The following is a 13,430-nucleotide window of genomic DNA, read 5'->3' on the forward strand; positions in this document are numbered from 1 at the left end:
CCCGGCGCTCAGCCGGTCAGGGCGCGTACGCCGGCGGTCACCACCACGGCGACCGCGACGACCACCAGGAACGGCGCCCGGAGCAGCAGCGCGACGGCCGCCGCGGCCACTCCTGCGGCCCGCGCGTCCAGGACGAGGGCGTGGCCGTCGGCGAAGGTCTGCTGGGCGGTGAGCGCGGCCAGCAGGGCGACCGGCAGCAGCGCGGCGAGCTTCTTGACCAGCGGCCGTTCCACGGCGCTGGCGGGGACGAGCAGTCCGGCGAGCTTGACGGCGTAGCAGCCGAGCGCGGTGGCGCCGATGGCGAGCCAGGTGTTCAACGGTCCTCCTCCGGGGCGTCCGGCCGCCGCGCGGAGTTCAGTCCTTGGACGAACAGGGCGAGCGGCGCTGCCAGGGCCGCCACCAGCACGGGCGCCCCGGCGGGCAGGACGGGCAGCAGGCCGAGGCCCAGGACGACCGCGAGGGCGGCGACCGCGCGTTCGGTGAACGTGGTCAGCATGGGCGCGAGCAGCGCCAGGAAGACGGCGGGTCCGGCCGCGTCCAGCCCCCAGGCGTCGGTGTCGCCGAGGGCCTGCGCGCCGAGGGCGCCGAGCAGGGTGGTGAGGTTCCACAGCACGTAGAGGCTGAGCCCGGTGACGGTGAAGCCGAGCCGCGCGGAGCGGCGGTCGGGCTGGGCCACGGTGACGGCGGTGGTCTCGTCGATCACCCATTGGGCGGCGAACGGCCGCAACGCGCGCGGGAGGGCGAGCAACTGCGAGAGCCGCAGCCCGTAGAACGCGTTCCGCACGCCCAGGAAGAACGCGCCCGCCGCGGCCGTGAACGGGTTGCCGCCCGCCGCGAGCGCCCCTACGAGGGCGAACTGGGAGGCGCCGGTGAAGACCAGGAGGCTGAGTGTGCAGGTCTGCAGGAGTCCGAGTCCGCTGCCGGCCGAGGTGACGCCGAAGGCGAAGCCGGAGAGCCCTACGGCGACGCCGACCCCGAGGGCGTCCCGTACGACGGCGCTGTCCGGCTTTCCCACGTCCTCGGCGGCTCTGTCCGCGAGTGCTGTCTGTCGCTGTGCCACGCCCCGGACGCTACGGCCGCCCGCGCGGCGCCGTCTTGTACGTTGTTGCGCCCACCCGCGCTCTCGCGGTTCTCGCGTTCGCGCTGGTAGGCCCCCGGAGGCACGCCGACGATGCGGGCGAAGTGGCGGTTGAGGTGGGGCTGGTCGGTGAAGCCGACGAGCGCGGCGGCCTCGGCGGGTGAGGTGCCGGTGTCCAGCAGGAGCCGGGCGCGGCGCACGCGCGCGTCGGTGAGCCAGGTGTGCGGAGGCATGCCGTAGGCGTCCCGGAAGGCCCGCAGCAGGGCGAAGCGGCTGGTGCCGAGGTCGGTGGCGAGGCGCTCCAGGCCGGGCGGCTCCGCCATCCGCTCCTCCAGCACGGCACGCGCGCGTGCGGCGATTCCCGCCCCCGCCGAGCGGATGCGGCGCTCGGGCAGCGGGCCGCCGTTGAGCCGCAGCAGCCGGGTCACCGCGACGCTCAGCAGGGTGTCGGCGGCCAGCGCGTTGCCCTCCTCGGCGGCGCGCAGCACCTGGTGGACGAGGCGGACGGTGTACGGGTCGTCCACCATCGGCGCGGCGAAGCCGGGCGTGCCCCGGATGGTGGTCGTCTCGGCGGCTATCCGGGCCACCACCTCGGGCGAGGGGTACACCGCCCCGTACCGCCAGCCCTCGGGGACGCCCGCGCGGCCGGTGTGCGGGGTGTCGGGGTTGACCAGGGCGAGGGCACCCGCGCCCACGGAGACGTCGGAGCCCCGGTGGTGGAAGACCTCGATGCCGTCCGTGATGGCCGCGATCACGAAGTTCTCGTGGGTGTGGCGGACGAAGGTCTTGCGGATGTAGCGGGCGCGGAGCAGGTCGACGCCGGGCAGTTCCGCGTACCGCCAGTGCCGTGCCCGCTCGTCCGATCCCGCCATACGCCCATTGTCGGCCACGTCCGCCGGTCGCGGCACGCCCTGATCTGTCCTGTTTGCCCAGGTCAGGCCGATTGTCAGTGGGCGGGTGCAGGATGGAGGCATGGTCAGTTCCGCCCACCCGGCCCTCGAAGGCTTCTCCCCCGCGACCCGCGAATGGTTCACGGGGGCGTTCCACGCGCCCACCGAGGCCCAGGCGGGCGCCTGGAAGGCCATCAACGAGGGGTCGGACGCCCTGGTGGTGGCGCCGACCGGCTCCGGCAAGACGCTGGCCGCCTTCCTCGCCGCGCTGGACCAGCTCGCCTCCACCCCGCCCCCGGCCGACCCGAAGAAGCGCTGCCGGGTGCTGTACGTGTCCCCGCTGAAGGCGCTCGCGGTGGACGTGGAGCGCAATCTGCGCAGCCCGCTGACCGGCATCCGCCAGGAGTCCGTGCGCCTGGGCCTGCCCGAGCCCGAGGTCAAGGTGGGCATCCGCTCCGGCGACACCCCGCCCGCCGAGCGGCGCGCCCTGGTCACGCGCCCGCCGGACATCCTGATCACCACGCCCGAATCGCTGTTCCTGATGCTGACCTCGTCCGCGCGGGACGCGCTCACCGGCATCGAGACCGTGATCCTGGACGAGGTGCACGCGGTCGCGGGCACCAAGCGCGGCGCGCACCTGGCGCTGACCCTGGAGCGGCTGGACGAGCTGCTGCCCAAGCCCGCGCGCCGGATCGGCCTGTCGGCGACCGTGCGGCCGGTGGACGAGGTGGCCCGCTATCTCTCGCCCCGGCGCAAGGTGGAGATCGTCCAGCCCGAGTCGGGCAAGGAGTTCGACCTCTCGGTGGTCGTGCCCGTCGAGGACATGGGCGAGCTGGGCGGCTCCCCCGCCGCCGACGGCGACGACAAGGCGGAGAAGCCGTCGATCTGGCCGCACGTCGAGGAGAAGATCGCCGACCTGGTCCAGTCGCACCGCTCGACCATCGTCTTCGCCAACTCCCGCCGCCTGGCGGAGCGGCTGTGCAACCGGCTCAACGAGATCGCCTACGAGCGCGCCACCGGCGAGAAGCTGGACGAGCACCACTCCCCCGCAGAGCTGATGGGCGGCTCGGGCGCGGCCCAGGGCGCCCCGCAGGTGATCGCCCGCGCGCACCACGGCTCGGTCTCCAAGGAGCAGCGCGCGCTCGTCGAGGAGGACCTGAAGGCCGGGCGGCTGCCCGCCGTGGTGGCCACCTCCAGCCTGGAGCTGGGCATCGACATGGGCGCCGTCGACCTGGTCGTCCAGGTCGAGTCCCCACCCTCGGTCGCCTCCGGCCTCCAGCGCGTGGGCCGCGCCGGGCACCAGGTGGGCGCCGTCTCCACCGGCGTGGTCTTCCCCAAGTACCGGGGCGACCTGGTGCAGGCGGCCGTGGTCACCGAGCGGATGCGCTCCGGCGGGATCGAGTCGCTGCGGGTGCCGTCCAACCCGCTGGACGTCCTGGCCCAGCAGATCGTCGCCATGACGGCGCTGGACACCTGGCAGTTCGACGACCTGCTGGCCACCGTGCGGCGCGCGGCCCCCTTCGCCTCGCTCCCCGAGTCCGCGTTCACCGCCACCCTGGACATGCTCGCGGGCCGCTACCCGTCGGACGCGTTCGCGGAACTGCGCCCCCGCGTGGTGTGGGACCGCGTGGCCGGCACCATCAGCGGCCGCCCCGGCGCCCAGCGGCTCGCCGTCACCTCCGGCGGCACCATCCCCGACCGGGGTCTGTTCGGCGTGTTCCTCGCCGGGTCCGACCCCAAGAAGGGCGGCGGCCGGGTCGGCGAGCTGGACGAGGAGATGGTGTACGAGTCCCGCGTGGGCGACGTCTTCACGCTGGGCACGAGTTCCTGGCGCATCGAGGACATCACCCGCGACCGGGTCCTGGTCTCCCCCGCGCCCGGTGTGCCGGGCCGGCTGCCGTTCTGGAAGGGCGACCAGCTCGGCCGCCCGCTCGAACTGGGCCGCGCGCTCGGCGCGTTCCTGCGCGAGGTCGGCGCGCTGTCCGAGGAGGACGCCCGGCTGCGCCTGCTCACCGCCGGCCTGGACGCGTGGGCGGCGGACAACGTCCTGTCCTACCTGGCCGAGCAGCGCGAGGCATGCGGGCACATCCCGGACGACCGGACCATCGTCGTGGAGCGCTTCCGGGACGAGCTGGGCGACTGGCGGGTCGTGATCCACTCCCCCTTCGGCGCCCAGGTGCACGCCCCCTGGGCCCTCGCGCTCGGCGCCCGCCTCTCCGAGCGGTACGGCATGGACGCGCAGGTCATGCACGCCGACGACGGCATCGTGCTGCGCCTGCCCGACGCCGACCTGATGGGCCTGGACCTCATGGACCAGAGCCCCGGCAAGGGCGGCACGGAGTACGACGGCGAACAGGCCCCGGTCGGCGCGGCGGACGTCGCCTTCGACAAGGGCGAGGTCGACCAGGTCGTCACCGACCAGGTCGGCGGCTCGGCCCTGTTCGCCTCCCGCTTCCGGGAGTGCGCCGCCCGCGCGCTGCTGCTGCCGCGCCGCAACCCCGGCAAGCGCACCCCGCTGTGGCAGCAGCGCCAGCGGGCGGCGCAACTGCTGGAGGTGGCCAGCGAGTTCGGGTCCTTCCCGATCGTCCTGGAGGCGATCCGCGAGTGCCTCCAGGACGTGTTCGACGTGCCCGGCCTGGTCGAGCTGATGGGCGACATCGAGTCCCGCAAGGTCAGCCTGGTCGAGGTCACCACCCCCGAACCCTCCCCGTTCGCCCGCTCCCTGCTGTTCGGTTATGTCGCCCAGTTCCTCTACGAGGGCGACTCCCCGCTCGCCGAGCGCCGGGCCGCCGCGCTCTCCCTGGACTCCCGGCTGCTCGCCGAGCTGCTGGGCCAGGCGGAGCTGCGGGAGCTGCTCGACGCCGAGGTGCTGACCGAGCTGGAGCGCGAACTCCAGTGGCTCACCGAGGACCGGCGCGCCAAGGACCCGGAGAGCGTCGCGGACCTGCTCCGGCTGCTCGGTCCGCTGACCGACGCCGAGCTGGCCGAGCGGGGCGCCGAGCCGGAGTGGGCGCGTGAACTGGCCGCCGCCCGGCGGGTCATCAAGGTGCGCGTCGCGGGCGAGGACCACTGGGCGGCCGTCGAGGACGCGGGACGCCTGCGCGACGCGCTGGGCACCGCCCTGCCGGTCGGCGTCCCGGAGGCGTTCACCGAGCCGGTGAAGGACCCGCTCGGCGACCTCCTCGCGCGCTACGCCCGTACCCACGGGCCCTTCACCTCGGCCTCCGCCGCCGCGCGCTTCGGTCTGGGCGTCGCGGTGACCGAGGGCGCCCTGCAGCGGCTGGCCGGCAGCGGCCGGGTCGTACAGGGCGAGTTCCATCCGGCGGGCATCGGCCAGGAGTGGTGCGACGCCACGGTGCTGCGCCGGCTGCGCCGCCGTTCGCTGGCCGCGCTGCGGCACGAGCTGGAACCGGTACCGCCCGCCGCGCTCGCCCAGTTCCTCCCCCAGTGGCAGCACATCGGCAAGGGCCACACGCTGCGCGGCACCGACGGACTGGTGCGCGCCATCGAGCAGTTGCAGGGCGCCTCGGTGCCCGCCTCCGCGCTGGAGAAGCTGGTCCTGCCGTCCCGCGTGGCGGACTACAAGCCGTCGATGCTGGACGAACTCACCGCCGCGGGCGAGGTCGTCTGGGCCGGGGCGGGCTCCCTGCCGGGCAAGGACGGCTGGGTCTCGCTCTACCTCGCGGACACCGCCCCCCTGTTGCTGCCGCCCCCGCACCCCCTGGAGCTGAGCCCGCTCCACCAGTCGATCCTGGACACGCTCTCCGGCGGGTACGGCCTGTTCTTCCGTCAGATCGCCGACCAGGTCCGCGCCACCACGCACCCCGAGGCGAGCGACGCCCACCTGGCCGACGCACTGTGGGACCTGGCCTGGTCGGGCCGGCTCACCAACGACACCCTGGCCCCGATGCGCGCCCTGCTGGGCTCGGGCCGTACGGCCGGGGCGACGGCCCACCGCGCCAAACGCAATGTCCCGCGCGGGCGTTACGGCTCCCTGACCGCCGCCGCCCGCGCCACCTCCCGCTCCGGCCCGCCGACCGTGGGCGGCCGCTGGTCGCTGCTGCCCGTGCCCGAGCCGGACGCCACCGTGCGCGCCCACGCGCGTGCCCGCGCCCTGCTGGACCGGCACGGCGTGGTGACGCGCGGAGCCGTGGGCGCGGAGGGCGTCGAGGGCGGCTTCTCGGCCGTGTACCGGGTGCTGTCCGTGTTCGAGGAGAGCGGCCAGGCCCGGCGCGGCTATGTGGTCGAGGGCCTCGGCGCCGCCCAGTTCGCCATGGACGGCGCCGTGGACCGCCTCCGCGCGGTGTCGAACGCGCGCGACCGAGGGGAGCGCATCGTGCCCGCCCCCACGCCTGCGGGCAACGGCGCTCTCCCGCCCTTCCCGGGCGACGGCCACGCCGCGTCCGACCCCTTCGACCCGCCCTCCGGCGGCTTCGGCCACCCGAGCCTCGACGGCGACTTCGCGTGGCCGCCCCAGGGCGGGGACGACGGCGGTCTCCCGCGCCCCTTCGGCCCGGCGGCCATCCCCGACCCGTACAACTCCCCCGGCCAGGGCGGCCCGCGCGGCGGCTCGGGCTACGGCTCCCCCGCGAACCGGAGCTACGGCCCGCGCGCGCGGGACACCGCCCCCGACTCCAAGGCGGTGGTCCTCGCCGCCGCCGACCCCGCCAACGCGTACGGCGCCGCCCTGCCCTGGCCGGAGCCCCCCACCGGCGCTGGGCACAAGCCCGGCCGCAAGGCGGGCTCGCTGGTCGTCCTGGTGGAGGGCGAGCTGACCCTCTACATGGAGCGCGGCGGCAAGACCCTGCTGGCCTGGCCCACCGACCCGGACTCCGCGGCGACCGACGATCCCCGCCTGCGCGCGGCGGCGGAGGCCCTGGCGGCGGCCGCCCGCGCGGGCTCCCTGGGCACGGTCACCGTGGAGCGGATCAACGGCACCGCGGCCCTGACCTCGCCCCTGGGCCCCCTGCTGGAAGGCGCCGGCTTCATAGCGACCCCGCGCGGCCTGCGCCTGCGCGCGTGAGCCCGGCGGCCGGAGAAGGACCGCGCGCCGTGGCACCCTGGACGCATGCCCGAAGGTGACACGGTGTGGCAGACCGCGAAGCGGCTGCACGACGCGCTCGCGGGGAGGGTGCTGACCCACAGCGACTTCCGGGTGCCGCAGTACGCGACCGTCGACCTCACCGGCCGCACCGTGCTGAACACCGCCCCGCGCGGCAAGCACCTGCTCACCCGCATCGAGGGCGGCCTCACCCTGCACACGCACCTGCGGATGGAGGGCGCCTGGAAGGTGTACGGCACCGGCCAACCGTGGCGGGGCGGCGCCGGACACCAGATCCGCATCGTCCTGGGCGCCGACGACCGCATGGCCGTGGGCTACCGCCTCTCGGTGCTGGAGCTGCTGCGCACCGAGGACGAGGAGAGCGTCGTGGGCCACCTGGGCCCCGACCTCCTCGGCCCCGACTGGGACCCGAAGCGCGCCCTCGCCAACCTGTACGCCGACCCCGAGCGCCCCCTCGGCGAGGCTCTGCTGGACCAGCGCAATCTCGCCGGGATCGGCAACGTCTACAAGAGCGAGCTGTGCTTCCTGCTCGGCGTCACCCCCTGGCTCCCCGTCGGCTCACTCCCCGAGGACCGCGCCGCCCAGCTTCCCGGCATGGCCCAGCGCCTGCTGGAGGTCAACCGGGCCCGCCCGGTCCGCCAGACCACCGGCCTGTCCCGGAACGACCTCTACGTCTACGGCCGCGCCTCCCGCCCCTGCCTGCGCTGCCGCACCCGGGTCCGCGTGGCCGATCAGGGCGACGGCACCCAGGAGCGCCCCACCTACTGGTGCCCCACCTGCCAGAGCGGTCCCACCCCCGCGCCCGGCACCGCCCAGCGCTGGCGTGAGCGCTACCCCCGCCCCGCGCGCTGACTCCCCGCCGACCGCACGCGAAGCAGACGCGCGCCCCCGCCTAAACCCAAGCCCCCACCCCACCCGAAGCACCCCCCGCTCACCCCGCCCCCGATTCACCCGAACGAGTTACCCCAGCACCCGCTTCCGCGTCCCCACCCTCGCCGGAAAACTCGCCGGAAAACTCGCCGGAAAACTCCCCCGTGCCCCGCCAAGCCTCCCGCCACCGCCCCGTCCGCACCGCCCCCTCGGCCCGGTCCTTGGCGACACAGTGCACCGGCAGTACCCCCAGCCCCCATCCCCCGAGCACCACGGACCCCTCCAGCACTCCCGCCCCGTCCCCCAGGGTCAGCCGCAGCACCGCCCACCACCACACCGCGCCGAACCCCAGTCCTGCCCCCCAGCGCACTATTCGCCCGTCCATGGACCCGCCACCTCCAGCCGGAGAAGCTAGAACACCGCCTGCCACCTGCGGAAGGCGCACCGAAGGGCTCACCGGAGCAGCGCCGGGCAGACGCCCGGAACGACCGGCGCGAAAACCCGCTTCTTCTAAGCGCTCTCGGCCTGAAACATCCAATGGTGTTTCTCGAGGTCGCCCGTGATCTGGATGAACATGTCCTGGGTCACCGGGTCGGCGTCGCCGGTGGCATTCACCCGCTCCCGCATCCGGCCGATGACCGCGCCGAGGGCGGCGACCATGCCGGCGACCGCGTCCGTGTCCTTGATCCAGCCGGCCGGCGGGACCTTGATGCCGGTGCCGGAGGCGACCGTGGCCGCGCGTCCGTCCGGCGGGACGCCCAGCGCGGAGGAGCGTTCGGCCACCAGGTCGGAGCCGGTGCGCGCGGAGAGGACCACCTCGTCGAGCTGGAGGTGGATGGACCGGAAGCGTGGCCCGACCACGTTCCAGTGGATCTGCTTGGCGACCAGCGAGAGGTCGGCCAGGTCCACGAGCGCCCCCTGCAGGGCCTGGGAGACGGTCTTCAGCTCGGCCTCGGGAAGGGAACTCTTCACCACGTGCATGCGCTGTCCTCGGGTCCTCGGCGGGCTTGGGGTCCCTCCCACCATGACCGGGCCGCCCGGACCGGGCAAACGGAGCAAACACCCGCAAAGCACCTGGACAGGCACATGAGAAAGCCCCGGCCGCGCCTCACCTGAAAGATCCAGGGAGGCCCGGCCGGGGCTCACACGTATCGGGCGCTAGGCCGCGTGCGCGCAGGTCACGCGGCGACCACGTCCACCGCTTCGGCGGGTGCCTTGATGGTCACCCGTTCCGGTGGCACACCGGTCACCGACACGGAACCCAGCATCGGCCGGACCGGTGCCGGTACGCCGTCGTTGGCGGCGGCGGACTGGGCCAGCTCGGCGAGTGCGAGTTCGTCACTCACCTCACGCATGAGTTCCGACATCCGTACGTCCAGCGCGTCGCAGATGGCGGAGAGCAGCTCGGAGGAAGCCTCCTTCTGCCCCCGCTCCACCTCGGAGAGATAGCCGAGTGAGACCCGGGCAGACGAGGAGACTTCGCGCAGAGTACGGCCCTGGCGCTGGCGCTGCCGACGCAGCACGTCACCCAGCAGGCGACGGAGCAGAATCATCGGTGGCTCCCTCCTCGGACCGCGTAGCCGCATCCTTCTCGCCCCACCGTACCGCCTTGCGCCGCGGCCGTGCGGGGAGCGATGTCGTGTTCACTCAGGGCTGCAAACATCAAAACCCCCCGTTCCGTTCCGTATCCTGTGCCCGCTCATTTCCGGTCTGTTCGCCCGCAAGCTCCGCAAGAAGCAGTGCGAGTACGCTCCGTACACTCTCCATACGAATTTCCGCACGGCCGCCGTTCAACCGCAGGGCCTCCACTTTTCCGCCGGAGGCGGAAGGCGAGCCCTTGCCGAGGGGTCCGTCGACGGCCACGTACACCGTGCCGACCGGCTGCCCGTCCTGTGGATCGGGGCCGGCCACCCCGGTGGTGGCGATGCCCCAGTCGGCGCCGAGCGCCTCCCGCACACCGGCCGCCATCTGGGCCGCGACCTGCGGGTCCACCGCGCCGGACCGCTCCAGCAGAGCGGCGTCGACGCCGAGGAGCCGGTGCTTCAGCTCGGTGGCGTAGGCGGTGACCGAACCCCGGAACACCCGGGAGGCGCCGGGGACCGAGGTGATCTCGGCGGCGACCAGACCACCGGTCAGCGACTCGGCCACGGCGAGCGTCTCGCCGTTCACGCTGAGTAGCCGCACCAATTCGGTGGCCGTGGGGTTCACGCTTCTCGCTCTTCCAACGCCGCCGCCCGCTCCGCGATTCCCCGGCGGCGCAGCACCATGGCCTGTCTCACATAGTCGAGGCCGGTGACCACCGTGAGGACGACCGCGGCCGCCATCACCCAGAACCGCAGGGTGGCCAGCCAGCCGGTCAGCGCGAGGACGTACATGCCGACGGCGACGCCCTGGGTGAGCGTCTTCAGCTTGCCGCCCCGGCTGGCCGGGATGACGCCGTACCGGATGACCACGAAACGCAGCAGGGTGATGCCGAGTTCCCGGCCCAGGATGACCACCGTCACCCACCAGGGCAGGTCGCCCAGGGAGGAGAGGCAGATCAGCGCCGCGCCCATGATCGCCTTGTCCGCTATCGGGTCGGCGATCTTCCCGAAGTCGGTGACCAGGTTGTAGGTGCGCGCCAGGTGCCCGTCGAACAGGTCGGTGATCATGGCGACGGCGAAGGCCGCCCAGGCGAACGAGCGCCAGGCCGGGTCGTAGCCGCCGTCCGCCAGCATCAGCGCCACGAAGCCCGGCACCAGGAGCAGCCGGAGCATGGTGAGCAGATTGGCGACGTTCCAGACGCTGGCCTGGTTGACGGCCGCGGCCGCCAGCTTACCGCCGCGCGGGTGCCGCGCCTCCATGGCGACGGCCGGGTCGGAGACCTCCGGAGCACCGTCGACGGCCTGGCCGGTCGCGCCGCGCGCGCCGGAGGAGCCGCCCGAGGCGGATGCCGGGACTCCGGTCATCTGGCCGCCTCCTCGCTACACACCGACGAGCCCGGAAGCGGCTCGGCCACCAGGTCGACCCCCTCGGTGCCGACCACCTTCGCCTCGACCATACGTCCCACGGCGAGACCCTCGCCGCTCGTGAGCAGCACCTGGCCGTCCGTCTCCGGGGCCTGATGCGCGGCGCGGCCGTACACCCCGTCCTCGCCGTCTACGGATTCCACCAGGACGCGCACGGTTTCCCCGAGGCGCTCCTCGGCGCGCTGCGAGACGAGTTCCTCGGCGAGCCGGGAGATGTGGGCGAGGCGCTCGGCGACCACGTCCTCGTCGAGCTTGGTGTCGTAGGTGGCCGCCTCCGTGCCCTCCTCGTCGGAGTAGCCGAAGACCCCGATGGCGTCCAGGCGGGCGCCGGTCAGGAAGCGCTCCAGCTCGGCCAGGTCGCCCTCGCTCTCGCCGGGGAAGCCGACGATGAAGTTGGAGCGGACGCCGGCCTCGGGGGCCTTGTTCCGAATGGTGTCCAGCAGCTCCAGGAAGCGGTCGGTGTCACCGAAGCGGCGCATGGCGCGCAGCACGTTCGGCGCGGAGTGCTGGAAGGACAGGTCGAAGTACGGCACGACCTTGGGGGTGGAGGTCAGCACGTCGATCAGGCCGGGGCGCATCTCGGCCGGCTGGAGGTAGCTGACGCGCACCCGCTCGATGCCGTCGACCTCGGCCAGCTCGGGCAGCAGGGACTCCAGCAGGCGGATGTCGCCCAGGTCCTTGCCGTAGGAGGTGTTGTTCTCGGAGACCAGCATGACCTCCTTCACACCCTGCTCGGCCAGCCAGCGCGTCTCGTTGAGGACGTCGCTGGGGCGGCGGGAGATGAAGGAGCCGCGGAAGGACGGGATGGCGCAGAAGGAGCAGCGCCGGTCGCAGCCGGAGGCGAGCTTGACCGAGGCGACCGGGGAGCCGTCCAGCCGGCGGCGCAGGGGCGCGCGCGGGCCGGAGGCGGGCGCGAGGCCGTCCGGGAGGTCGGTCGGGCCGTGGCCGGGCAGGGCGACGGCGGCCGCGGACTCCTGGCGCTCGGCCGGGCTGATCGGCAGCAGCTTGCGGCGGTCGCGCGGGGTGTGGGCGGCGTGGACGCCGCCGGACAGGATGGTCTGGAGGCGGTCGGAGATGTCGGCGTAGTCGTCGAAGCCGAGCACACCGTCGGCCTCGGGCAGCGCCTGGGCCAGCTCCTTGCCGTACCGCTCGGCCATGCAGCCCACCGCCACGACGGCCTGGGTTCTGCCGTGGTCCTTGAGGTCATTGGCCTCCAGGAGGGCGTCGACCGAGTCCTTCTTGGCGGCTTCGACGAACCCACAGGTGTTGACCACGGCGACATCGGCGTCCCCGGCGTCCTCGACGAGCTGCCAGCCGTCCGCCTCCAAACGGCCTGCGAGCTCCTCCGAGTCCACCTCGTTACGGGCGCAGCCGAGAGTGACTAGTGCGACGGTACGGCGTTCAGGCATGGGCTCAAGACTACTTTGTCTGTCCCGCACCCCATGTCGACGGGGTTGGCCGTTGTTGACCAACCCCGTCTGTGTCCGCTCGCTCCTGGCGCCCGGAAGGCCGTCAGCCGACCTCGGGGTCGCCCTTGGTGTACGTGAGCCGCTCCACGGCACCGGGCCGGAAGTCGTCGTCGATCTTCTTGCCGTTGACGTACAGCTCGATCGCCCCGGCGTCACCGAGGATCAGGTTGATCTTGGTGCTGTCCTGGAAGGTCTTGGACTCGCCCTGGTTGAGCAGCCCGTCGAACAGCATGCGTCCGTTGTGGTCCTTCGCGGAGATCCAGCTCCGCCCGTTGGGGGCGGTGACCCTGACGGTCACCTTGTCCTGCGGGGCGGCCGCGATGGCGCTGTCGGACGGGTCGGACTTCGGCGTGGCGGACTGCCCCGTCTTCGGGGTGGGCGCGGCCGACTTGGTGGCGGACGGCGAGGCGTTGCCCTCGACGGCCTGGGTGTCCGTGTCGCCGCCGGTCTGCGACTTGATGGCGGTGAAGCCGACGAAGCCGATGACGACGACGATCGCCGCGACCATGGCCGCGGTCCAGTTGGGGCCCCGGCGCTCGGGACGGATGCGTTCCGCCTCGAACAGGGGGGCCGCCGGGGTGGGCGCGGGCCGGCCGCCGTGCTCGGCGTCGAACCGCGCGATGAGCGGGGCGGGGTCGAGGTGGACCGCCTTGGCCAGGTTGCGGATGTGGCCGCGCGCGTATACGTCGCCGCCGCAGGAGGAGAAGTCGTCCTCCTCGATGGCGTGCACCATGGCGAGGCGGATGCGGGTGGCGTTGCTGACGTCATCCGCGCTCAGCCCGGCCGCGACGCGGGCCTGGCGCAGGGCGGTGCCGACGGAGGGACCGTCGGCCTTGGGGGCGTCGGTGAACGGGGGCTCGTCTTCGGGGGAGTTGCTGCCGATGGACACGGGGGCGCCTTTCGAGCGTGTGAGCCACCTGTGCTGAGCGTTCAGTCTAGGCGGGGTACGAAAGGGTGGGGCAAGCGGGCGAACGGACTTGTACGCCATCGAGATGGCCGGTCAGCCCGACGGCGGACGGGAGCGGGAGGCCCAGGCCGGTACCTGTACCCCTG

At 73.5% G+C, this 13,430-nt stretch carries 11 protein-coding genes; 2 read left to right on the top strand and 9 right to left on the bottom strand.

The features are described 5' to 3' along the window. Positions 1-8: 8 nt before the first annotated feature. The 3 genes from E5083_RS16855 to E5083_RS16865 are packed head-to-tail and all read right to left on the bottom strand — an operon-like array spanning position 9 to position 1,950. Entirely contained in the window at positions 9-317 is a 309-nt protein-coding gene (locus tag E5083_RS16855; RefSeq protein WP_135786501.1) for an AzlD domain-containing protein, read from the bottom strand. Then, positions 314-1,060: an AzlC family ABC transporter permease gene (locus E5083_RS16860; protein ID WP_135786502.1), complete on the bottom strand. Its 747-nt coding sequence runs from the start codon at positions 1,058-1,060 to the stop codon at positions 314-316. Before E5083_RS16860 ends, E5083_RS16855 begins: the two co-directional genes overlap by 4 nt. After that, positions 958-1,950 (bottom strand): AraC family transcriptional regulator, encoded by a 993-nt coding sequence (locus E5083_RS16865; RefSeq protein ID WP_135786503.1) that lies wholly within the window; start codon positions 1,948-1,950, stop codon positions 958-960. Before E5083_RS16865 ends, E5083_RS16860 begins: the two co-directional genes overlap by 103 nt. Before the next feature lie 100 nt (positions 1,951-2,050). Here E5083_RS16865 and E5083_RS16870 point away from each other — a divergent pair, with 100 nt between their 5' ends. Together E5083_RS16870 and E5083_RS16875 are read left to right on the top strand one after the other, a co-directional pair. Continuing rightward, entirely contained in the window at positions 2,051-6,991 is a 4,941-nt protein-coding gene (locus E5083_RS16870; RefSeq protein WP_135786504.1) for an ATP-dependent helicase, read from the top strand. A 45-nt stretch (positions 6,992-7,036) separates the two neighbouring features. After that, a complete protein-coding gene (locus E5083_RS16875) occupies positions 7,037-7,882 on the top strand; it encodes an Fpg/Nei family DNA glycosylase (RefSeq protein ID WP_135786505.1) in 846 nt (281 codons plus the stop codon). A 528-nt stretch (positions 7,883-8,410) separates the two neighbouring features. Here E5083_RS16875 and E5083_RS16885 read toward each other — a convergent pair. The 6 genes from E5083_RS16885 to E5083_RS16910 all read right to left on the bottom strand — a co-directional run bounded on the left by E5083_RS16885 (position 8,411) and on the right by E5083_RS16910 (position 13,266). Then, positions 8,411-8,881 (bottom strand): Dps family protein, encoded by a 471-nt coding sequence (locus E5083_RS16885; RefSeq protein WP_135786506.1) that lies wholly within the window; start codon positions 8,879-8,881, stop codon positions 8,411-8,413. 197 nt (positions 8,882-9,078) lie between these two features. Beyond that, positions 9,079-9,453, bottom strand: coding sequence for a helix-turn-helix domain-containing protein (locus tag E5083_RS16890; RefSeq protein WP_031183054.1), 375 nt, complete (start codon positions 9,451-9,453; stop codon positions 9,079-9,081). Positions 9,454-9,562: 109 nt separating this feature from the next. Next, positions 9,563-10,108: a CinA family protein gene (locus E5083_RS16895; RefSeq protein ID WP_135786507.1), complete on the bottom strand. Its 546-nt coding sequence runs from the start codon at positions 10,106-10,108 to the stop codon at positions 9,563-9,565. Next, entirely contained in the window at positions 10,105-10,848 is a 744-nt protein-coding gene (gene pgsA, locus E5083_RS16900; RefSeq protein WP_130337423.1) for a CDP-diacylglycerol--glycerol-3-phosphate 3-phosphatidyltransferase, read from the bottom strand. Before pgsA ends, E5083_RS16895 begins: the two co-directional genes overlap by 4 nt. Then, the gene (rimO, locus tag E5083_RS16905; RefSeq protein WP_135786508.1) at positions 10,845-12,317 is read right to left on the bottom strand and encodes a 30S ribosomal protein S12 methylthiotransferase RimO; all 1,473 of its coding nucleotides are present in this window, start codon (positions 12,315-12,317) and stop codon (positions 10,845-10,847) included. The genes pgsA and rimO overlap by 4 nt, the downstream gene beginning before the upstream one ends. A gap of 103 nt (positions 12,318-12,420) precedes the next feature. Continuing rightward, positions 12,421-13,266, bottom strand: coding sequence for a helix-turn-helix domain-containing protein (locus E5083_RS16910; RefSeq protein ID WP_135786509.1), 846 nt, complete (start codon positions 13,264-13,266; stop codon positions 12,421-12,423). Between the last annotated feature and the right edge of the window lie 164 nt (positions 13,267-13,430).

This window comes from Streptomyces bauhiniae, assembly GCF_004784475.1.
GTDB lineage: Bacteria > Actinomycetota > Actinomycetes > Streptomycetales > Streptomycetaceae > Streptomyces > Streptomyces seoulensis.